We start from the raw sequence: 22,832 nt of genomic DNA, 5'->3' as shown, positions 1-22,832 counted from the left end.
GTGGGCGAGATGACAAGCGACAAAGACATTCTACCTATAATATAAAATGAAAAAAATGATTTGGATCTGGGCAAGCTTGTTGATTTCAATTGGGGCTATCCTTCTACTTGTGAACAAGGATATGCTTCCAGGTATCACACACTACAGGAAGCACCGGAAATGAATGAATAAGGAGGAAAGCACGGTCCAAGTCCCAAATCTGGGCCGTGCTTCTTGTCTAATGTCTGCATCAGCCAAAGATTAAGATGATCAGAAAATAGAGAACCATTGCGGCTAGTCCAATTGGAACACCAAATCGTGCCCATTCACGGCTTGTTATATTTAGTTTTCCCGCAGAGATAATATTCGGGATGTTTCCAGGAATGAGCATACCTCCACTAATCATAAGTCCAAGCAAAATCGCTTTAATGGTCGGCGGCTCCATAAGTGGGCTAATTTCTGCCGCGGCTAATGTCGCATTATCGAGGACAGCTGAAATCATATTAATCCAATAAAGCAGTAGCGGACTAAGGCCAAGTAAATACTTTTCGATAAAAGGTTCGAATCCAGCCCCAAGCAGGGTCAGACCCATAACAAAAAGGTAAATTTTAATTGCGCGGATAATGATTTCTCCATAACTTTCTACCTCAAGAGAACTAGAAAGTCCAGTTTGATCCTTGGCCGGCTTGACTAGCACAGCTGCAAGAATTCCAAAAATCAATACGGCAGGGATCACATTCGTTCCAATCAGTCGCATCAAGAAAAAGAAATCCTCACCAAGCTTGTTTGTCGCAATCGTGGATAAAGGTTCCCCCAATGGAGTTAAGGCGGACCCTAATCCGATGGAAAAGCAGGCTAACACGACAAGGCGAATTTCTGATTGGCGATCGAGACGGATTACACTTACGATAACAACGAGTACGATAGCGGCGATAATCGCTGTGATGATACTTGAAACCAAGCCAAGGATGATAACAATGATAGCTAGAAACAATCGGCTTGGAATTGCTCGGCTTAAGCCTAAAATTCCCTTCTCAATCGGTGACTGTAACCAACGAAATAATAAGCCGGCAATGAAAACAGCTAAAGTAATATGGATGGGATCTTCTAAAGCCTTAAAAAACAACGGACCATCAAGAACTTTACTAATAAACGCCGCTGCTAGTCCCATCAAAAATAAAAAGGCCTCCAAATTTTCCTCAACAGCTTTTACAGTAAACGGCAAAAACAAAACAAGCATTAATACAACAGTTAAACCAATAATAGTCACATTCAAAACTTTCAACCTTCTTTCGACAAATTCCGGGGTGTGCCAGGCACCTATATAAACAAATGATGTAAAAGCCTTTCTTTGTCATCAAAGAATTGCTTGAATAAAAGGTAGTGATTAGTATCCTCTAAGGTGGTTTCTTTGATTCCATCCTCTGAAAACTCGTAGATTGTAGAGTGAGGATAGGCCATGAGTAAGGGGGAATGAGTGGCAATGATAAATTGGGAATCTTGTTCCACTAATTCATGCATGCGTGATAACATCGATAATTGCCGTAAGGGAGATAAGGCTGCCTCAGGCTCGTCTAAAAGATAAATGCCTTGTCCTCTAAAGCGATTCAGAAATGTGGCGAAGAAGGATTCTCCATGTGATTGTTCATGCAGGGAAACACCACCGAACTGATTGATTATCTTAGGACCGGCAGTTGGATCGAGATCCAACTCTTCGATATTAGATGCTACGTTATAATAGCTTTCAGCTCTTAAGAAAAATCCATCCTTTGGTTTATGAACGCCCTTGATTAAACGTAAATATTGTTCAAGTGGTGAATGAGAGTCATAGGTGGAAAAATTAAAATTGAAGCTTCCACCTTCAGGATTAAATCCATAGGCGATTGCAATCGCCTCTATTAGAGTTGATTTCCCCATTCCGTTTTCACCAATTAGATAAGTGACTTGGGGGTGGAAAGGGAGCTCATTCAGTGCTTGAACAATAGGCAAATCAAAAGGGTATTTAGAATAAGATGGAATTTGCTCTTTCAGAATCTTAATTCTTTTTATGTACTGCGTAGATTTATTTAATAGCATCTTATCCACTCCCAAACTAAAAGATTTCACTTTTCTCTATTCTAACGAAAGAGAGGGGGGATTGTCATCTTTGCCAGTAGTTATATAGAACTCGGCCCGATTATTGGCATTCTGCGCCCGATTAGGGTCAGAGTTGGCCCGATAACGACCACCTTCCGCCCATTCATGATAATAAAATTCTTCCTAAAATAAAGGACTTTTCCATCTTTTGTCGAAATTTGTATTGAAATGATTTCTTAAGAAGGTGATATTTTGAGTATCATTAAAAAGAGAAGAGGAGATTCGGTCGAAAAAGAGAAGCTTACGGCTTTATTGCGGCGATTGCTAAAAAGTCATCCTAGTTGGTATCAAGTGGAAGCCAAGTTGGCCCGTTGCAATGCCGGCATTTATGGTGAACAGTCACTTGATTATTACATCTCTCACATCCTTCATGAAGACCTCTTTGTTTTTCAAAGTCTTCGTTTACCACTGCCAGACGGTTCCTACTATCAAATTGATTTTTTGCTTTTATCTCCTGAGACGATTATTCTTTTAGAAGCTAAAAATTTAAAAGGTCGTATTTTAATTGAAGAAAATCAATTGATAAGGAAGCTACCGGACCTCACTGAATCATTTTCTAATCCCATTCAGCAGGTATGTAACCAGCTCTTTCAATTAATGAGATTGCTTCACTGTTTTTCGTTTCCGATTCCCCCGACTGCTTCATTCGTAGTATTCACCCATCAATCATCCATTATTTTACCTAATCCCCATTATCCCGCTGTCGCAAAACAAGTTATTCGCCCGGATGCCATTAGACAAAGGGTTGATAATTTTTATCGACAGCATCTGAAAATAATTTTTACTAAGAGAGAAATGCTTCAACTATCGCGGGTGCTGATAAAGCTCCATACACCCGACAATCCAGACGTTATGAAAAAATATAAGGTGGATAAAGCTGAGCTTTTATCAGGGGTTTATTGTGAAGGATGCAGGAGCTTTTCTATTGTGAAAAAAAGGGTATGGATATGTCAAAGGTGTAAAAAAATCGATGATACCGCTCCTATTCACGCATTAATTGATTATTATTACTTAATTGGACCCGAAATTACAAATAGGGAATGTCGAAAATTTTTACAGATACCATCCAGTTCCATTGTTAAAAAATTTCTATCCACATTAGGCTTCAAAGTCTTAGGTAAAGGGAGAAATGCAAGATATCGACTTTGTATTAAAACATTAAAAGGACGGATATGAAGAAGATGTTATCATGGCCCAATTATCGGAATTCTTCGCCCGATAATCACCAAATTCCGCCCGATTACCTTCAACATTAGCCCGATTAACATTGCGCTAAAGATAAAGTTAGGGCATGGATAAATCAAAAAGGAATACGATGAAGAGAGAAGCAAACAATGAAAGGGGTACAGAGTATGGATATAAGAAATCCATTGAAAGCGGGAGATAAAATTGGACTTACTGCTCCTGCGGGTCCGACAGATGAAGAAAAGTTAAACAAGGGGATTTCTATTCTAAAAAGGCTCGGTTTTCAAGTGAGCGTTGGCTTGACATGCTATCAAAATGAGGGTGGATATTTAGCGGGGCCCGCCGCTATGCGTGCAAATGAATTAAATCAAATGTTTGCTGACCCTGATATCGATGCGATATTTTGCCTGCGCGGTGGGTATGGAGCCATGCAAATTCTTCCCTTTCTAAATTTTGAGATGATTGCCGATCATCCAAAGCTGCTGATTGGTTACAGTGATATCACGGCTCTACATATTGCCTTACAACAGAAAAGTAATCTTGTAACCATTCATGGTCCGATGCCTGCATCTGACCTGATTTCCGCATCCGAGTTTACGATTGAATCCATGCTTGCTGTTTTAACTAGTTCCCAATCTGTCGGGCGACTTGAAAATCCTCCTGGAGAAAAAGTCGAATGCCTTGTACCTGGAAACGCAACGGGAATGTTAACAGGAGGAAATTTAGCCTTAATTACCAGCTTACTTGGGACTCCATTTGAAATCAACACAAGGGGAAAGATACTGTTTTTAGAAGATGTAGGGGAGGAGCCTTATCGAATTGATCGTATGCTCACACAATTAGCGCTAGCAGGAAAATTTGCTGAAGCAGGAGGGATTATATTAGGAAGCTGGACCGATTGCCAATCAAGCAATCCCGACAGTTTTCAAGTAAAAGATTTATTTCGAAAAATAATTGCCCCATTTGGAAAACCAACTGTAATGAATGTAAGGGCAGGACATTGCGAGCCAACGGTTACGCTGCCACTTGGGATACCAGTTGTTTTACACGCACAAGAAGGAAAGCTTTCTTATTACCAATGATAAACTTGGTTATGAATTGAATATTGTGGGAATATACTATGGAGGATCAAACCCTACTTAGGAAAGGAGGCATCTCATGAATACCTTGTGGGTGATAGTAAATATTATCGTATTCCTACTTTTAATTGGGCTTTTATTTTATATGCAAAAAAGGCATTTTTCTTTTTCAAAGCGTGTTTTTTCTGCATTAGGTTTAGGTATTGTTCTTGGACTTTATATTCATCTTGTATTTGGGACGGATTCAAGTGTGACGGAACATTCGGTTGAGTGGTTTGATGTTGTTGGGAGCGGGTATATCTCCTTTTTGAAAATGATTGTTATGCCGCTTGTGTTTATTTCGATTGTGTCTGCTTTTACAAAATTAAAGCTGACAAGTAACTTAGGGAAAATTAGTGCCCTAGTGATCGGAATTTTGATCGGGACAACGGCCATTGCGGCAGCGATTGGGATTGCGACATCTTTAGGCTTCCAATTGGAAGGCATTGAGCTTGAAGCCGGAGAAGCAGAAGCGCAAAGAAATACACAGCTAGAACAAACGGTGGGGGATGTAGAAGGTATGACGATCCCGCAACAAATTGTTAGCTTGTTTCCACAAAACCCTTTTATGGAGTTAACAGGAGCAAGGCCAACCTCGACCATCGCTGTGGTAATTTTTGCGGCTATTATTGGGATAGCCTATTTAGGTGTAAAAAGAAAAGAACCAGAGCATGCTGATTTTTTCGCTAAAATTGTTGAAACGATCTACACGATTGTCATGAGAGTGGTCACATTAATCCTTCGTTTAACGCCTTATGGTGTTTTGGCGCTGATGGCAAAAGTAACCGCAACAAGTGATTATTCAGCAATTGTAAAGCTAGGGAAATTTGTGGCGGCTTCGTATGTGGCGATTATTGTTATGTTTATCGTCCATTTGCTTTTACTCCTATTGGCCGGTAAAAACCCGATCACCTATATTAAAAAGGTGATCCCTGTGTTGACCTTTGCTTTTACTTCTCGTTCAAGTGCAGGGACATTACCACTTAATATAAAAACACAGCATCAGGAATTGGGGGTTTCGGAGGGAATATCTAACTTTGCCGGTTCCTTCGGATTATCGATTGGACAAAATGGTTGCGCAGGTATTTATCCTGCTATGTTAGCAATTATGGTAGCCCCCACAGCAGGCGTCAATCCTCTTGATCCAGTGTTTCTTGGTACATTGGTGTTAATTGTGGCAATTAGCTCATTTGGAGTAGCAGGCGTCGGAGGAGGAGCGACTTTTGCTGCATTACTCGTCCTTTCGGCTCTAGATTTACCAATCGGAATCGTCGGTCTTTTAATTTCGGTTGAGCCACTAATTGATATGGGAAGAACAGCATTAAATGTAAGTGGAAGTATGACAGCGGGAGTATTGACAGGTAAAATAACCGGTGAATTAGATGACGATGTCTATAATCAACCAAAACAAAGCTTGCAAATATAAAGAAAAGCGCAAGGCGGTAGGAGCTAGATGCAAAATTCCCTGGATTCTCACGATTGAGAGCCAGGGAATTTTTTAAAAAGATAAGAAAGTATAAACTTTTCTTTAGGATTTGCTTTGGGACCGAGTGTTGGAGTTGTCCAGCTCCAGGCGCCATCGGCTCGAGGCTCGCAGGAGCGAGTCCATCGGCATTGCGCCAGGACGGCGCGAACTTAGCCGATGTTCTGCAAAATAACCTGAGCCAATAAAAGTCAAAACCGGACTTTTCTTGTCTCAGAACATTTGCTTGTCGGGGCTGAGCAAGGCGCTTGCGCTTTTCTTATTTCAGTTGTTTATCCATCCAAGAAGCATTGATGAGTCCCCCTATTAATAACACTGCAGCGGTAAAATAAAACCAAATCATCAACACAATCATATTGGCCATATAGCCATAAAGCTTTGTATAGCTGGCAAAATAGCTAACATAATAAGAGAAGCCAATCGTGACTGTTTGCCACCCCACTGTGGAGAAAATGGCCCCAGGCAGAGCATGAACAAAGCGAATTTTAGAACTTGGAACTGCTTTGTATAAAAGAAGAAAAAAGAAAAATAAATAGATAGAGCCTGTTCCCCATTTTACGAGTGTCCACCAATGATAAAAAGACGTTGGGAGATAGATATGGGCGACTAAGAAAACCCGACCAATTTCTTCTCCAATTGGAATCAATAGAGATACGGTCAAGGTAACCATCAGCCCCGCCGTTAAAATAAGATCCTTTCCTAAGGCGAGGAAAAAGGATTCTCCACGAACGACTCGATAGGCCTCATTCATTGATCGGACAAGCGCTTGAACAGCCATAGAAGCGATCCAAAAAGCTGCAAGTAAGCTAAAAGAAGCAAGTTTTGTCTGATTTCTACCGATAATGCCCATAATGTTATCTTCGATTAAAGTAAAGCTACCTTTTGGAATATAAGGCTCTAATATGGTGAGTACATCTTCCGACTGAACAGGAAACAGGCTTATAATCGCAAAGGAAAAGACCAAGAAAGGAAAAATGGCCAGCATAAAGTAGTATGCCATTAATGCAGATTGATCATGGAATCGTTCGATAAAGAATCGCTTAAATACAGATAAAACTACTTTCATTTCCTATCATCCCTCTGTTCATATCTCCTATTAGCTTTAGCTATTGAAGATCTTTCAAAACATAGGAGGCATAAAAAGACGTCGCTGAAGCCGATGATAATGAGGCCAACTATAAATTCTGCAAGTCGACTAAGCGTTGACTCGCAGAACAATCTTCCCCGCATTTTTATTCTGTTCCATATGCGCATGCGCTTTATTGGCGTCTGCCCAATCCCAAGTGGAATCGAGAATCGGTTTAATATCTCCAGAGGCAATTTTGGCGAAAGCGAAGCTGGATAAGTCTTGTGTTAATTGGATTTTCTTTTCCGGTGGTTGAGTTCGTAAGGCTGTCCCGATGACTTGAAGTCTTTTAGCCAAGAGTTTTCCGAGATCGACTTCTTTCACCTTTGATCCTCCCATTGTTCCGATAATAATCAGCTTTCCATCGAATCGCAAAGAGCGAATATTTTCCTCCCAATAATCTGCCCCAATAAAATCAAAGATAAGATCAACACCTTTATCCTCCGTAGCGGTTTTTACCTTTTCGGAGAAGGGGCCTTCCTTATAATCAATCGCATAATCAGCACCTAATGAAAGGCATAACTCTCTTTTTTCAGGTGTCCCAGCTGTTCCGATAATGTTTGCACCTTTCTCTTTTGCAAGTTGAATGGCAGCTGTTCCTACTCCGCTCGCCCCAGCATGAATTAGAATCGTTTGCCCTTTCTGCAAGTTACCAAGCCAAAACATATTTAAATAAGCAGTAAGAAAGACTTCTGGGATAGCGGCTGCTTGTTCAAAGGAAAGCCGTTCAGGAACTCGCATGCCCATATCTGCAGGGATAGAAACGTACTCTGCATAGCCCCCGCCAGGAAGTAAAGCGCAAACTCGATCTCCCTTTTTCCAATCAGTTACTTCAGCACCAAGTTCTTCGACAATCCCGCTCATTTCAAGGCCTAAAATAGGGGAAGCACCATGTGGAGGCGGATATAACCCGCGTTTTTGTAATAGATCTGCTCGATTCAAGGCAGTTGCTTTTACTTTCACAAGTATTTCATTGGGACCGATTTTAGGTTTCTCAAAATCCCCAATATATAATGATTGATCTTTCTCTTCGACTAAAATAGCCTTCATCATGATCACCTCAATCAATTATCTTCTCTCCATTATTCAAAAATAAACCTCGTCTATGTTATCGTATAAGAATGGATCTTTACTTACAAATATTTAATCTTTGCTAAAATTGTTTTAATAAAGTGGATTGCAAGTGAAGGACTTGCATTTTTTGAAGGTTTTACAGCCAGTTAATGCGAGATAAAGAAAGAGGTTTTGTTGAAATGAACCATAAGAACTTGGGGCGAGAATCTTCTATGCAAAGTTTATTGTTGATTCTCGGCATTGTTTTTATAGCTTTTAACTTGCGGCCGGCGATTACATCAGTCGGTCCCTTGATTGGGACGATCCGCGCCGATTTTGACATTTCCAATGGGGGTGCCGGAATGATTACAACTTTGCCTCTACTTGCATTTGCCTTGTTTTCGATCCTAGCGCCAATTATAGGAAAGAAGTGGGGGAATGAAACCACTATTTTTCTGAGCTTACTTGTGCTATTAATCGGAGTGCTTATTCGTTCTTCTGGAAATTTAAATCTTCTTTTTCTCGGTACAGCTTTTATTGGAGTTGGAATCGCAATCTGTAATGTTTTATTACCTGCGATCGTCAAGCACCGCTATCCTTATAAGGTAGGAATTATGACGAGTATTTATTCCACCTCGATGGGATTTTGTGCGGCAACAGCATCAGGATTAAGCATCCCATTAGCAAGAGGACTTGGTCTTGGCTGGCATAAAGCTTTACTTGTTTGGGGAATAATGGCCCTCATGGCTGCTATCATTTGGTTTCCCCAAGTATTAAAATTTGCTGGAAGACATGGGCGACAACCGGCCGGATTATCAATTACAAATATGTTTCGTTCTTCTATAGCATGGCAAGTTACTCTGTTTCTAGGCCTTCAATCGATCCTATTTTACGGACCCATCACGTGGCTCCCAGAAATATTAGTGAATAAGGGATTTAGTATTGCCGCATCAGGGTGGATGTTAAGCTTTATGCAATTTTGTAGTTTACCCGCCAATTTTATAACGCCTGTTTTGGCAGGGAAAATGAAAAATCAGCGCCCAATTGTCATGGTTGTCGGGGTATTTTACTTGGCTAGTCTTAGTGGACTGTTAATAGGCGGTAGTCCAGTCTTTCTTTCTATTTGTGTATTGCTTCTAGGGGTTGCCCAAGGTTCATGCATCAGTCTGGCCCTTACTTTATTTAGTTTGCGTGCTGCTGATTCGACACAGGCAGCACAACTATCAGGACTGGCGCAGTCGGTTGGCTATTTATTAGCCGCTATTAGCCCGATATTGATTGGCCTCTTATTTGATTATACCCATTCATGGACCATCCCATTATCTTTCCTTCTTATCATCGCTGTTGGAACCATTGTTGCGGGATTTGGAGCAGGGCGAGATGTATATGTGGGAGAAACCAGGCATGTATCAGATTAAATAAAGCGAAAATGTCATTAGGCTTTTCTGGATGATTGGGTCGGGATAAAAATTTACGATTATGTTAAAATGCCTCTAAGAGGAGAAGGTGATCATGTGAATAAAAGGGAAATTCTTTATAAAATTGAGGATTTAAAGGCGGATTATGTACGGTTGCAGCATGATTTAGAAAAACTTGAGTATGTGAAAGGGAACCTACACCCTTTGGAAAAGCAACTCGCTGAAATAGAAGTAGCGTTGCAAGAGTGGAATAAAAAATTGGATGAAGTGGAATAGGAATCATAGGGAGCTGACCTAAAGGCAACGGGATTCACTTATATTTTAGTAGTAATTTCACAACAATAATTACAAACGCTGTTGAGGTTAACCTTCAACAGCGTTTTCTAATGGTTTCCAATTAGGATCTTTTATTTCTCTGGAAAGTACTCGAAATAATGAAAGTAGTGTATGTATCAGTGAACCAATCCTTCAGTGATATTACAATACTAGCCATTTTTCGAAGCCATATTTAGAGGGATTTATTAGAAAGTGTCGAATAGTATTTCTATCTTGAAATTGAGGGGGTAATGTCCATGAAAAGTAGAATGAGTTTATTTGGGCACACATATAAGGGGATAACACGTGATTAGCCTCATTAAAACGTGTATCCCTTAAAAGCGAAAGGTTAAGCATTTTAAAAGGGAGCACGGAATGATCATCTTCCGTGGTTATAAATTGATTACACGGAGTGGAAAAAGATGGAAATGGATAAAAATATATCTAATGTCTTTGACTATAATGGTGATTATTATAAAGAAATTGGTGATTTTCTCCGGGGAAATTATTTGAAGTATGGCTATACTCAAGGGACAAAACAGGAAGTCGACTTTTTAGTTGAAATAATGGAGGTTCCGAGAAATGCTAGTATTCTGGATATTGGTTGTGGTCCGGGGCGCCATTGCTTAGAATTGGCCCGTCGGGGATACAATACAGTTGGGGTTGATATTTCTTCAGGATTTATCAATTATGCGAATAAAGTTGCAAAGAAACAACAGTTAAATTCAGAGTTTTTTGTTGCGGATGCTCGCGAGTTACATTACAATCAGCAGTTTGAAGGGGCTATATGTCTTTGTGAAGGTGCTTTCGGATTAGCTGGTAATGAAGAAAATCACCGTAAAATACTGAAAGGTGTTTATAATGCGTTAACTCCGAATGGGATTTTCGTTTTAACTGTTATTAATGCATTGAGTGCTGCTAGAAATCTAACTGATAACTGTGAATTTGATACGTATACTTGTACTAAAATTGATAAGGAAAAAATAATTAGTCCTGAAGGTGAAATGAAAGAGGTTCCAGTTTACACAACAGCTTTTACTTTTCGCGAATTAAAATATTTATTGGGAAGTGAAGGGTTTGAGGTAGATGCTGCATACGGTTGTTCAGCAGGGAATTTCAGCAAAAAGTCTTTAACAATCAATGATATCGAGATAATGATAATAGCACATCGGAAATAAGGCGAAACATACCGAGGTGTTAGCTTCCGTAATCCCCACTTCAAAGGTTATAGTCTTTGAAGTGGGGCATACGGACGATTGTATCCAGATAAAGTAGCTTTCAAAGTTTGGGGATTTTTCATCTCGCTTCTTTTATACAAAAGGCTTTTGTAACAGTATAGGAAAGTATAAATTTTGGTTAGTGCTTGATCCAGTTCCAGGCGCCATCGGCTCGAGGTCAAATAACCTGAGACAAAGAAAGGCAAAGAACGCCTTTCTTTGTCTCAGAACATTTGCTTGTCGCCGATAGGCGGGCGCCTTGCGCTTTTCTTGTTAAAGACTTTTTAAACTTGAAACGACTAAATTTCCGAAACTTTGAATATCCTTTATATGGTCAAAATCTTTATTTTCATATGGATATAAGCTATTGTACATCCTGACAGCGACTGCATTTAATTTAGGAATAACGGTGCAAGAACAACCCGAGGCTCCTAAAATTTGGTACGAACCCTCTGGTAAATCTGAACCTAATTCATCAAATTCACAGGAGACTGCGCTATCTTTTATCCACCAAAGAAAACCAAACTTTGGAAGTTGCTTGGGTAAAGTTTTAGGACTTTGAATGGATGTAGCAAGATCAAAAACTTCTCCCGCCAAAATCTGCCTTCCATCACTTAGCCCTTTGTTTAAATGAAAATTCCCCCATAACGCTAATTCTCTAGCACTTACGTATAAATTTCTTTCATCGCCAATATTTGATCCAATTCTTAATACTGGGTAGCTGTCAGGTGAATTTATATCGCACACTAAATTACTTTTACCTTCAGTAATCCATTCCGTATTTGTCCAATTTAAAGGTTTAAACACTCGATCTGTCAGTATTTCATTGACTGTTTTACCAGTAGCTTTGTGCAATATTTCTGCTAATAAATCTGGTCTTTTTCCCTCAATATTAGTTCCTAACTCAAACTTACGTTGCATGTTATCATTTTTAATTGTTAAACCCGTACAACGTGTCAATAGATGCCTAATAGTTGTTTCTCCAAGGATTTTTTTATCAAGTTTATCAAAATAGTCGCCTACTTTATCTTCAAGATGTAAGTAGCCTTCGTACACAGCTATTGCCATTGCTAAGCCAACATAAGTTACTCTTGTCGAATAAACATTAAACTGTGAAGAGTAATCTACTTTTTTTGCTCCTTTTTCAAAATGATGAGTGCCTGAATACCATTCATGTACAATCCTATTATCTTTCATAATTATCAATGCAGACCCGGATGCGTATATGTCTTGTTTTACTGTCTTGGTGTAGGCTGTTATATTTTTAAAAATATCTTTGTTTTGAACTAGCTCCATCGCTTATCGTTCCTTTCTTTATCCGAAGAACCTATAGTATAACTTCGTGAAATGCTCAAAATGACCTTCAATGTTATTTACTAAATGCTCGTATACTCGTAATTACGGTTGATATATTAAGATAATCATATTAAAATAGAATTAAAATTAAATTTCGATAATATGATTATATTAATAAAATTATAATTCGTACTTGAAGGGGGATGTGCATGACCTACATAATTGGCATTGATGCAGGTGGGACAAAAACAAGCGCGGTAATTTTGGATAAACAAAAGAATATTGTGTTTACAGTAGAAACAGGCTTCGGTAATCCGCAAGTTGATTATGAGCGGGCCTCCATTCATATATGGGAAGCCGTATCTGCTTGTCTGCAAAGTGAATTTGGGCACAAATGTAAGCAGATTGTGGCAGGTATTGCAGGAATTGAAGCGAAACATCATCGTGCTAAGCTTGAAAAGTTTTTTAAAAAAAGAACATCATTACCGGTCATTCTTGTCAACGATGCTGTTTTGGCATACCATGCCATGTTAGGAGAGGAAGATGGCATCTTAACAATTGCAGGTACTGGTTCAATTTCTTATGGACGGAACAAAGACAAGGAAGGTTATACCGGTGGCTGGGGACATCTTCTTGGTGATGGTGGAAGCGCTTATAACGTCGTAATTCAAGCCTTACACAGGATAACCTTGGAGGTGGATCAAGGATTGTCACATTCATCATTATCACAGACATTATTGCAGGAGATTGGCGTACAAGAGGCGGAAGGGATGAAAGAGTTCATCTATCAGGCTGCGAAAGGAGACATCGCCGCATTGTCGTTGACGATATTTAATGAAGCGGTGAATGGAGACAAGGAGGCTAAACAATATTTTTATCAGGCTGGCCAGCAATTAGCAGAGCAAACTGCTTATTTGCATAAACGATTAGCATTAGGCCGCCCATTAAAAATAGCTTGTAAAGGCTCATTACTAGAAAAAAATCACTATGTACAAACCGAATTTAAGGCCGGACTTTCAACAATTGTGGGGGATATAGAGTGGATCAGAAATGATAGCCCCTCTGCTACTGGTGCCGTGTCAGTTGCTTCTAAATACGGATATGAGAGGAAGTGAGATATGGTGACTCGATTAGCTGTAGGATTAATGTCAGGCACATCCATTGATGGGATTGATGCCGCGCTTGTAGAAATCAATGGCTCAGGACATGAAACTGAAATTGAATTACTGGATTTTATTACGATGCCCTATTCCAACAAAGATAGAGAGGATATTTTTCGCTGTATGGATCTCGAACATTCAGATGTTGCGTTAGTTTGCCATTTGAATTTTAGGCTAGGCTATTTATTCGCACAAGCTGTAAAAGAAGTCTGTACTCAAGCGGATGTTTCATTAACAGAAATAGATTTTATCGCTTCACATGGTCAAACTGTTTATCATCTCCCTCATAAAGATGGGGCTTATGAACGATCGACGTTGCAAATTGGCGAGCCAGCAGTGATTGCTTATGAAACAGGAATAACGGTGATCTCCAATTTTCGCTCCATGGATATGGCAGCTGGTGGAGAAGGAGCCCCTCTTGTTCCTTATACGGATTATCTTCTATATCAAAGTGATCAAAAGGGAGTTGCCTTACAAAATATTGGTGGGATAGGAAATGTGACGGCCATTCCAAAAGGAGGAAGGGTGGAAGATTTATTAGCATTTGATACAGGTCCTGGGAACATGGTTATTGATCAGATTTGCCAAATTGTAAAGGCTCAACCATTTGACGAAGGGGGGAAGTGGGCTGCTTCTGGCCAAGTAGATCATTCACTCGTGAATACTTGGATGGAGATGGACTTCTTTATGAAGCCACCTCCTAAGTCGACAGGACGGGAGCTATTTGGCCACACCTTTGTTGAAAAAATAATTCAAGAACACCAGCAGATGGAACCAAATGATCTGATTGCAACGGCAACCTATTTTACAGCCAGGTCGATTGCTGCTGCTTATCAAAAATTTATTCTTTCACAGTTTTCCATTAATGAAATGATTGTTGGCGGTGGAGGCAGTTTCAATAAAACTTTGCTTGCTTTTCTCCAGGGACTTTTACCAGGAATCGCCGTTCGTACCCAGGAAGAGCTTGGCTTTTCATCAGCAGCAAAAGAAGCGATTGCTTTTGCTATTCTTGGCAATGAAACGCTAAATCGTCAGCCTGCAAATGTACCTAAAGCCACAGGTGCTTCTCAATCTGTTGTTTTAGGCTCCATCACTTGGGGGAAATGAGAATAGGTTTGAAATAAATATACATTATATTTAAAATTATATTGAATTATGATTTCATTAATGATATTGTAAGATTCATAGAATTCAATCGATTGAATGGAACTAGTCGATCTTTAGTCGAAATAAGGTTACAAAACTAAGCATTACAGGAAGGCATTAACAACCTGATGACATAGGAGAGGCGTGTTGAAATGGAGATAAAGCTTTCGGAATTAATAACAGAACAGGTAAATGAAAATTCAAAAGATATTGACCAAATGTCTACTTTGCAAATGATACAACTTATGAATGATGAAGACAGGAAAATCATTACAGCAATCCAATCTGTAATGCCTGCAATCGCTGAAGCAACAGATCAGATTTACAATGCCTTGCAAAACGATGGGCGACTGTTCTATATAGGAGCAGGTAGTAGTGGAAGGTTGGGAGTTTTAGATGCAGCAGAGTGTCCGCCAACGTTTTATACCCAACCAGAAATGGTGCAAGGTATTATCGCAGGTGGCAATCAGGCAATGTTTGTAGCGGTTGAGGGAGCAGAAGATGATCTAGAAGGAGGAGCGCAAGATTTAAAGCAAAAAAATCTAACTTCTAAGGATATTGTAGTGGGTATTGCAGCAAGTGGCAGGACGCCTTATGTTATTGGCGCCCTCGAATATGCTCGATCTATTGGTGCCAAGACAATCGGCCTTACTTGTAATCATGGTGCACCCATCGGCACAATAGCTGACTATTCTATCGAAGTCATTGTCGGTCCTGAAGTGTTGACAGGTTCCACAAGATTAAAGGCCGCTACCGCCCATAAAATGGTCTTGAATATGTTCACAACCATTTCCATGATTAAAATGGGAAAAGCTTATGAGAACCTAATGATTGATGTTCAGCCAACAAACAGTAAATTAGTGGATAGAGCCAGGACCATCTTGATGACTATTACTGGGAAACCGTTTGAGGAAGCGACAAAGGCTTTGGAAGAAACAAATTTAAAAGTAAAACCAGCCATTGTCATGTTAGAGGCCGACGTTTCTAGCGAAGAAGCATTTCAATATATTGAGAAAGCAAATGGTTTTGTCAGGGAGGCGATTCAACTTGCTAAACGAAAACAAGCATTATGATAGAAATGGCTTATTAAGAGAAAAGGTGATCGATTTTCTCGAAGGAGAAATTGTAAATGAATATATCCCGGGGGCTGCGGTGTATATTGCAAAAGAAGGTCAAATGTTGGTCCAAGAAAGAGTTGGTGCAAGAACCTTGCATCCTTCTCCAAAACCGGTGGAAGAGGCAACGATTTATGATCTTGCTTCTCTAACAAAGATTTTGACAACGCTTCCATTGATGCTGAAACTTTTAGAAGAAGGAGCATTTCATTTACATGATCGGGTCTCACGTTTCATCCCCGACTTCGAAAAAAGGGGAAAGGGGGATGTCACGATTCAACATTTATTGACACATACCTCTGGATTACCAGCCCATCGGCCCTTTTATTTAGAATCACTTGATCCTAGGGGAGTGATCGAACGAATCTGTAACGAAAGCTTAGTTGAGGAAACTGGAAAAACAGTCATTTATAGTGATTTAGGATTTATTTTACTATCAGGAATTATTGAAACCATCACAGAACAATCATTTGTAAGTTTTGCCGAGCAATCGTTATTTCGCCCGTTAGAAATGCATGAAACGGGTTTTAATCTGCCTTTTGAAAAAGAGAGATTTGCGGCGACGGAGTATTCAGATAAATGCGAGGATTATAAATATGGAGTTGTCCATGATGAGAATGCAGAAGCGATGGGGGGAGTGAGTGGTCATGCCGGCTTATTCTCTACTCTCAATGATTTAATTAAATGGGCGACGATGATTGAAAACGATGGTGTATACAAGAAAAAGAGAATCATAACAAGTTCTGTCTTACGTTTAGCGAGGAAGAATTTTACCCCATTTGATCAGGAAGCGAGAGGGCTTGGATGGCAAATGCAGAGTGCAGGAACATTAGCCAGTGGTGATCTCTTATCCGACTATTCCTATGGGCATACGGGATATACTGGAACGAGTATTTGGTTTGATCCTGAAATAAAGCTAACAGTAATTTTATTAACAAATCGAGTGCATTCGAAAAATAAAAACGGAATTCTTCGGCTTAGACCAAGGCTGCATAATTTAATTGTATCCCATTTAGACAAGGAATTTGCTTAAGGTATGAGAGCATTATCGACTACTAAGCTTGGTTTAAATCTTATTTAAACAATAGAATCATTCAATATTTGAGGAGGGAAGTACATGTTTCAAAAGAAGTGGTGGGGGTTAGGGCTCGTTTTTCTACTTTTCGGCCTACTTATGGCTTGTAGCAACAAGGAAAGCGGGACGGGAGAAACAGATAATGGGAAGGGTGATGAGCAAGCTCAAGCGCAGGAACCAGAAGAGGTGACACTGACATTTGCTTATGGTTGGGGAGAAGATGCTTTTATTGAGCATTATAAGGACCCGGTAGAAAAGGCTTTGCCCCATATTAAGTTGGAGTGGGTAGATGCGAATGTTGGTCTTGTGGAACAAGTGGAGGAATTGCTGGCAAAAGGCACTGTTCCTGATATGTGGGTTGGTTCAGGTGCAGCGCAATTAAGAATTATGCAGAAATATGAGATGGATTATGCACTCGATGAATTATTTGCAAGTCATGACTATGATTGGGGACGAATAGATCCGAAAATAGAACAATTTGTTCGAAATCAAGTACATGATAAACAAATGTATATGATTCCTCTTTATCAAGGGGCTGACAGTCTCTATTACAACAAGGATATTTTTGATTTATTTGGAGTGAACTATCCGACAGACAATATGACATGGGATGAGGTACGGGAACTAGCAGCAAAGGTTACGGGAGAAAAGAATGGAAAAATGTACCGTGGTTTTGATATTAATTCACCACAAATGATGCTAGACCAACGGCAGGTGACCCATGTTGATCCGGAAACAAATGAAGTGTTGTTTTTAGAAGAACCGATTTACGCTGAATATGTAAAGTACTTGGAAAGCTTGTGGTCCATCCCAGATATATTACCTGAAGAAGATCCTGGGGATTATTTATATCAATGGGGAGCAAATTTCTTCGGTGATCATGATGTGGCAATGACGATTGCTTGGGACCGTTTTCCAAATGCGAAAGCCTATGAAGAACAAGGGTTAAATTGGGATATGGTGACAATGCCAGTTTGGGAGGATCAACCAACTATTATAACTCCCCCTGATGCCTATTACGTCTTCCCTTCTGAAACAACGGAACATCAAGAGGCTGTCTATGAAGTGTTAGAGTATTTCTTATCTGATGATTACCAAGAGTGGGCATCACGAAACCTAGGACGGACAACAGTGTTAGACAATCCGGATATTCAAGCAACACTTGCTTCTGAAATCGAAGGATTAGAGGATAAAAACTTGGAATCCATCTTTATTATGGATCGAAATCCTGGTCTTCCAGTAGAGGAAATAAGTCCATACGCTGGTTTAGACTATAATGCTTTGTATCGAGGTGTGCAAGATTTTGCTTCACTGGATACAGATGTTAACACCTTTTTAAGAGAAATGACAGAAAAAACAGAGGAAAATATCAGAAAAGCAATGGAGACTGAATAAATCTATGATTTTCCCCCGAATTGCGATCAATTTGCAAGCGGGGGATCCATTTTTTAACTAAACGAGGAATTTGGATTGATCAGATAGATTTAAGAAGCCAAGCTTAATTAAGGCAAGGAGGAATAAGGAATTGAAATTGGGCGTTGAAGTACTTTTAACAGATGAACGAAAGCGGCTGGAGGGAAAACGAATTGGCTTAGTGACCAATCCAACTGGTATTGATCAACAGCTTCGATCAACGATTGACCGTTTGCATGAAGAATTTGAATTACGCGCACTATTTGCTCCTGAGCATGGCATACGGGGAGATGAAGATGAAGGGAAGCCGATTGATACGTTTATTGATGTGCGGACCGGTCTCTCTGTGTATAGTTTATACGGAAAGGAGAGAAAGCCATCATCCGAAATCCTTAACGAACTTGATGTTATGGTTCTAGATCTGCAAGATATTGGGTCGCGATATTATACGTATATTTATACAATGGCTCATGTGATGGAAGCATGTGGAGAAGCCGGCATTCCCATGCTTGTTTTGGATCGCCCCAACCCGATTGGAGGCAAGCAGGTAGAAGGAAATTACCTCAATTTAAAGGGATCTTCCACGTTTGTCGATCAACTTCGAATTCCCAATCGCCATGGCCTAACAATTGGAGAACTTGCGCTGCTTTTTGCACATGAGTATGGTCTAATATGTGATGTTGAAGTAGTGCCCATGGAGGGGTGGAAGCGAGATATGTATTTTGATGATACAGGTTATATTTGGGTTCCACCATCTCCGAATACAACAGGCTTAAATATGTGTTTGTTATACCCGGGGACATGTTTGATCGAGGGGTTAAATCTTTCAGAGGGAAGAGGAACGGCATTTCCATTCGAATACATCGGTGCTCCCTTTTTAGATGCAGCACAGTTAGCAAACGAATTTAATTCTCGTTCATTACCAGGAGTGATTGCCCGCCCAACGACATTCATCCCTGCCAAACAAAAGCATGCTGGGAAGTTATGTTCAGGTGTGCAATTACATGTGATCGATCGGCATATTTTTGAACCTCTTTACGCTGGACTTGTCCTGATTGAGCAGATTGTGAAGCTAGCTTCGAAGGATGTGCAATTTTTACAAAATGCAAACAGGTATGCACTCGATAATCTATCCCGGACAGATCAGGTACGGAAACATGTGCTAAATGAAACCGTTCATAGCCTTTGGGGAGAATTTCAGCAGGAAGCAGAAGCGTTTCAAAAACTAAGTACCCGTTATCATTTGTATTCTTAAGTGATTTCCCCCGAATTAACTCGTAGTAAGCCCCCCACTTCCAGAATTGTAAGTGGGGGATGAAAAAACACTTTATTTTGCTGATTTTCGATTGAGAAATTTAGTGTAGCAAGCAAGAGAGAACACTAAATTCATATATTCGAGGCCTATTCAAAAAACCTCTTTTTATCCTCCTCTCTTACTTTTCATGTATATCTACCAAAATATTCGGAAAATCCACTCGTTTTCTAAAACTATTAATGAAACCGCAATATAAATTCGATGTTTTAATGTTTATTCGTGTTTTTCTAAAAATATAAATCATCATCTATCGAAAAATTTAATTGTAGCAAAGTATTTTTTGAATAATTGTTTCAATGTATGATATTAAAAAACAACAAAATATATTAAAATATAAAATTATATTTCATTTTCTGCCTAATTATGCTATTCTTTAATAAGAGATGTAATGGGCTAGCATAGTTAGTTCCTTTTTGTTTTTATGTAAGCGTATAATCCGCTGGGCCTGAAATAAGAAGGAGATGATTTCTAAATTTTATCGGCGATAGGTTATTTGGAGAATAGGTGTTAGTTAGCTTGTTATTTAAATATGAAGTTAGTCTTTACAGTATCAAGGAGGTTTCTCATGAAAATCAAAATCTTTTTATTTGGATGGGTCGTTTTGCTGGTGTTACTAGCTTCATGCAGCAATAACGTTGAAAAGGACAATGGGAAAGTGGATGAAGAAGCGCTCAAAAATGTGAACGAAACAGGTTTTCCGATTGTGGAGGAACCGATCACTTTAAAAATGTTTACAGGTAAATCTGCGCAAAATGCTAACTCAGATTGGAATGATATTTTAATTTGGAACAAGTATTCCGAAATGACCAATATCGAGCTTAATTGGGAACAGCAGATTCAAACCGATTCCCTGGAAGAAAAGCGTAATCTTGCACTAGCCGGAGGTAATTTGCCGGATGTATTCTTCCTTTCCTCCATGCCAACATTGGATCTTTATAAATATGGAAAACAAGGGACTTTTGTAAAACTGAATGATTTAATTGATCAATATGCCCCAAATCTGAACAAGCTTATGGAAGAGAATCCTGAAATTAAAAAAGGGATCACATTCCCTGACGGCAATATCTATTCGCTTCCATCCTTGGTTTCACCAGACTTTTTATCTGTTCGTGTCGCAAGCAGACCTTGGTTTAGCAAAGAAGTCCTTAATGATGTAGGAATGGAAGTTCCGGAAACGACAGATGAATTCTATCAATTCTTAAAAGATGCTAAAGAAAAAACTGATAAAGTTCCTTACGGTGGAACAAGTATGGACGAATTGGTTGGGTGGCTAGAAGGCTCATTTGGAGTAGCGAATAGAGGAGTTAGAAATGAAAATATTGATGTAGACCCAAATGATCCCGATAAAGTCAGGTTTTACACGACATCTGATGATTACAAAGCGTTGCTCGAATATATGCATACATTGTACAGCGAAAAATTGATCGAACAAAATATTTTTTCCATCGAATGGGGGCAATATTTGGGGAATGCAGCAGAGAAAAAATATGCTAGCACGGTATTTTACGATCCTGTAGAACTTTTCGGCAAAGAAGTCGGCAGTGATTACGACAGTGCTGCTGCCTTAAAAGGTCCTAACGGAAATCAGTCGTTTACTAAAGTGGCACCAATGGTCTCCAGTATTGGAAGTTTTGTTATTACTAAAGAAAATCCAAATCCTGCCGCTACTGTGAGATGGATGGATTATTTCTACAGTGATGAAGGAGCAAGACTTTATTATATGGGAGTTGAAGGTGAAACGTACGAAAAAACAGCAGATGGCAAGTATGAATACGTCGATAAAATCAAAAATCCAGCTGAAGGTTTAACGATGGAACAAGAAATTGCTAAACATCTCACCTGGTTGGGCGGTGTACAAGGGATCATTAAGGAAGATTATTTTCAAGGATCGGAGAACGCGCCAGCCTCCCTTGAAGCAGCTAAGAAAATTGAACCATATGTTGCAGACGAAATCTGGCCAGCATTTTTGTATACAGAGGAAGAAAACAAATTTCTAGCATCTGCCGGAACAGATATTAGCAAATATGTTACGGAAATGACGGACAAATTTATCTCTGGTGATGAACCACTTTCAAAATGGGATGAGTATGTCAAAACAATTGAAACCATGGGGCTGGATAAATATATGGAGATTCAACAAGCAGCCTATGATCGATATAAGAAAGAATAATTTAGTCCTTATTCAAATGTAAAAAAGGGTAATCCAAAGAGGGGGATTCTCGGATAAAGCGAGATTACCTTAAAGGGTGCTTGCGGGCTGTTGCACCTGAAGTATGAATATAAAAAAGAAAGGAGTTGTCAATAATCAGATGAACCAACAGCACCGTTTGCATGGAAATGACATGACAACTATAGGCTCAAATCAAAAGAAAAGCGGATTAAAGCGAAGAAAAATTAAAAGAAATTGGCAATTGTACGTTTTATTAGCTCCAGCTTTAGTATATTTTCTTGTTTTTAAGTATTATCCGATGTATGGATTGCAAATCGCTTTTAAAAAATTTGTCGCATCAAAAGGGATATTAGGTAGTGAGTGGGTTGGATTGGAGCATTTTACGAGATTTTTCCAGTCACATTATTTTTGGGATCTTATTAAGAACACATTAGGTATTAGTCTATACCAATTATTGTTATTTCCAATTTCGATCATTGTCGCCTTATCTTTAAATGAACTCCGAGATGGCAGATTTAAAAAAATAGCACAAACGGTTACGTATGCACCACATTTCATATCAGTCGTTGTTTTTGTTGGCATGATTATTGCCTTTCTCAACCCGATCACTGGAATCGTAAACAATATTATCCAGTTTTTCGGATTTGCACCGATTAATTTTATGACAGAACCATCATGGTTTAAAACCATTTTCGTTTTTTCTAATGAATGGCAAAATCTTGGGTGGGGAGCAATCATTTATTTGGCAGCGCTCGCAGGTGTGGATACAGAACTACATGAAGCAGCGAAGGTAGATGGTGCATCTAGGCTGCAACGAATATGGCATATTAATATTCCATGGATTTTACCAACGATTATTATTCTACTAATTTTAAATATGGGTAACTTTATGTCCGTTGGTTTTGAAAAAATCCTATTAATGCAAAATCCACTAAATCTGGAATCTTCCCAAGTAATTCAAACCTATGTGTATGAAGCGGGTTTATTAAACGGCCAGTATAGTTATTCAACAGCAGTTGGTTTATTTAATTCAGTTATTAATTTTGCTATTCTCATAACCTTTAATAGGCTGGCTAGAAGAACGGGGACAAGCCTATGGTAAAGGAGCATCG

The 22,832-nt window shown here is 39.4% G+C and carries 19 protein-coding genes; 14 read left to right on the top strand and 5 right to left on the bottom strand.

All coding sequences use genetic code 11. From position 1 onward, the window contains the following. Window positions 1-229 precede the first annotated feature (229 nt). Both IPU53_RS01270 and IPU53_RS01265 read right to left on the bottom strand, forming a co-directional pair. Window positions 230-1,255 (bottom strand): DUF1646 family protein, encoded by a 1,026-nt coding sequence (locus IPU53_RS01270; RefSeq protein ID WP_278253219.1) that lies wholly within the window; start codon window positions 1,253-1,255, stop codon window positions 230-232. Between the two features lie 44 nt (window positions 1,256-1,299). Continuing rightward, window positions 1,300-2,055 carry an AAA family ATPase gene (locus tag IPU53_RS01265; protein WP_207446627.1) on the bottom strand — a complete coding sequence of 252 codons (756 nt, stop codon included), beginning with the start codon at window positions 2,053-2,055 and terminating at the stop codon, window positions 1,300-1,302. Window positions 2,056-2,307: 252 nt separating this feature from the next. Here IPU53_RS01265 and IPU53_RS01260 point away from each other — a divergent pair, with 252 nt between their 5' ends. The 3 genes from IPU53_RS01260 to IPU53_RS01250 all read left to right on the top strand — a co-directional run bounded on the left by IPU53_RS01260 (window position 2,308) and on the right by IPU53_RS01250 (window position 5,844). Next, window positions 2,308-3,291 (top strand): nuclease-related domain-containing protein, encoded by a 984-nt coding sequence (locus tag IPU53_RS01260; protein ID WP_207446625.1) that lies wholly within the window; start codon window positions 2,308-2,310, stop codon window positions 3,289-3,291. Window positions 3,292-3,467: 176 nt separating this feature from the next. Further along, entirely contained in the window at window positions 3,468-4,382 is a 915-nt protein-coding gene (locus IPU53_RS01255; RefSeq protein ID WP_207446624.1) for a S66 peptidase family protein, read from the top strand. 76 nt (window positions 4,383-4,458) lie between these two features. Next, window positions 4,459-5,844 (top strand): L-cystine transporter, encoded by a 1,386-nt coding sequence (locus IPU53_RS01250; RefSeq protein WP_207446622.1) that lies wholly within the window; start codon window positions 4,459-4,461, stop codon window positions 5,842-5,844. 316 nt (window positions 5,845-6,160) lie between these two features. Here IPU53_RS01250 and IPU53_RS01245 read toward each other — a convergent pair whose 3' ends face one another. Together IPU53_RS01245 and IPU53_RS01240 are read right to left on the bottom strand one after the other, a co-directional pair. Next, window positions 6,161-6,967: a YihY/virulence factor BrkB family protein gene (locus tag IPU53_RS01245; RefSeq protein WP_207446620.1), complete on the bottom strand. Its 807-nt coding sequence runs from the start codon at window positions 6,965-6,967 to the stop codon at window positions 6,161-6,163. Window positions 6,968-7,096: 129 nt separating this feature from the next. After that, a complete protein-coding gene (locus IPU53_RS01240; protein ID WP_313886428.1) occupies window positions 7,097-8,086 on the bottom strand; it encodes an NAD(P)H-quinone oxidoreductase in 990 nt (329 codons plus the stop codon). Window positions 8,087-8,280: 194 nt separating this feature from the next. Between IPU53_RS01240 and IPU53_RS01235 the strand changes: the two genes are divergently transcribed. The 3 genes from IPU53_RS01235 to IPU53_RS01225 all read left to right on the top strand — a co-directional run bounded on the left by IPU53_RS01235 (window position 8,281) and on the right by IPU53_RS01225 (window position 10,991). Continuing rightward, window positions 8,281-9,498, top strand: a complete 1,218-nt coding sequence (locus tag IPU53_RS01235; RefSeq protein ID WP_207446618.1) for a CynX/NimT family MFS transporter — start codon at window positions 8,281-8,283, stop codon at window positions 9,496-9,498. A 96-nt stretch (window positions 9,499-9,594) separates the two neighbouring features. Further along, window positions 9,595-9,774: an SE1832 family protein gene (locus IPU53_RS01230; RefSeq protein ID WP_207446615.1), complete on the top strand. Its 180-nt coding sequence runs from the start codon at window positions 9,595-9,597 to the stop codon at window positions 9,772-9,774. 461 nt (window positions 9,775-10,235) lie between these two features. Then, entirely contained in the window at window positions 10,236-10,991 is a 756-nt protein-coding gene (locus IPU53_RS01225) for a class I SAM-dependent methyltransferase (RefSeq protein WP_207446613.1), read from the top strand. A gap of 312 nt (window positions 10,992-11,303) precedes the next feature. Here the strand turns inward: IPU53_RS01225 and IPU53_RS01220 are convergent, their stop codons facing one another. After that, the gene (locus tag IPU53_RS01220; protein WP_207446611.1) at window positions 11,304-12,326 is read right to left on the bottom strand and encodes a serine hydrolase domain-containing protein; all 1,023 of its coding nucleotides are present in this window, start codon (window positions 12,324-12,326) and stop codon (window positions 11,304-11,306) included. Between the two features lie 209 nt (window positions 12,327-12,535). Here IPU53_RS01220 and IPU53_RS01215 point away from each other — a divergent pair, with 209 nt between their 5' ends. The 8 genes from IPU53_RS01215 (at window position 12,536) to IPU53_RS01180 (ending at window position 22,822) form a co-directional block, all read left to right on the top strand. After that, window positions 12,536-13,441 (top strand): BadF/BadG/BcrA/BcrD ATPase family protein, encoded by a 906-nt coding sequence (locus tag IPU53_RS01215; RefSeq protein ID WP_207446609.1) that lies wholly within the window; start codon window positions 12,536-12,538, stop codon window positions 13,439-13,441. 3 nt (window positions 13,442-13,444) lie between these two features. Beyond that, complete coding sequence (gene anmK / locus IPU53_RS01210; RefSeq protein ID WP_207446607.1) at window positions 13,445-14,593, top strand: anhydro-N-acetylmuramic acid kinase AnmK; 1,149 nt, start codon at window positions 13,445-13,447, stop codon at window positions 14,591-14,593. Window positions 14,594-14,784: 191 nt separating this feature from the next. After that, window positions 14,785-15,705 carry an N-acetylmuramic acid 6-phosphate etherase gene (murQ, locus tag IPU53_RS01205; protein ID WP_207446605.1) on the top strand — a complete coding sequence of 307 codons (921 nt, stop codon included), beginning with the start codon at window positions 14,785-14,787 and terminating at the stop codon, window positions 15,703-15,705. Further along, window positions 15,680-16,780 (top strand): serine hydrolase domain-containing protein, encoded by a 1,101-nt coding sequence (locus IPU53_RS01200; RefSeq protein ID WP_242697981.1) that lies wholly within the window; start codon window positions 15,680-15,682, stop codon window positions 16,778-16,780. The genes murQ and IPU53_RS01200 overlap by 26 nt, the downstream gene beginning before the upstream one ends. Window positions 16,781-16,864: 84 nt before the next feature. Beyond that, window positions 16,865-18,217, top strand: a complete 1,353-nt coding sequence (locus IPU53_RS01195) for an ABC transporter substrate-binding protein (RefSeq protein WP_207446596.1) — start codon at window positions 16,865-16,867, stop codon at window positions 18,215-18,217. A gap of 130 nt (window positions 18,218-18,347) precedes the next feature. Then, window positions 18,348-19,490, top strand: a complete 1,143-nt coding sequence (locus tag IPU53_RS01190) for an exo-beta-N-acetylmuramidase NamZ family protein (protein WP_207446594.1) — start codon at window positions 18,348-18,350, stop codon at window positions 19,488-19,490. Between the two features lie 625 nt (window positions 19,491-20,115). Continuing rightward, entirely contained in the window at window positions 20,116-21,720 is a 1,605-nt protein-coding gene (locus IPU53_RS01185; protein WP_207446592.1) for an extracellular solute-binding protein, read from the top strand. A gap of 172 nt (window positions 21,721-21,892) precedes the next feature. Then, window positions 21,893-22,822: an ABC transporter permease gene (locus IPU53_RS01180; RefSeq protein WP_207446956.1), complete on the top strand. Its 930-nt coding sequence runs from the start codon at window positions 21,893-21,895 to the stop codon at window positions 22,820-22,822. Window positions 22,823-22,832 lie beyond the last annotated feature (10 nt).

Source organism: Bacillus sp. SD088 (assembly GCF_017355205.1).
In the GTDB taxonomy this organism is placed as follows: Bacteria; Bacillota; Bacilli; order Bacillales; family Bacillaceae_C; genus Lederbergia.
This window is presented reverse-complemented; position numbering and strand designations above follow the sequence as displayed.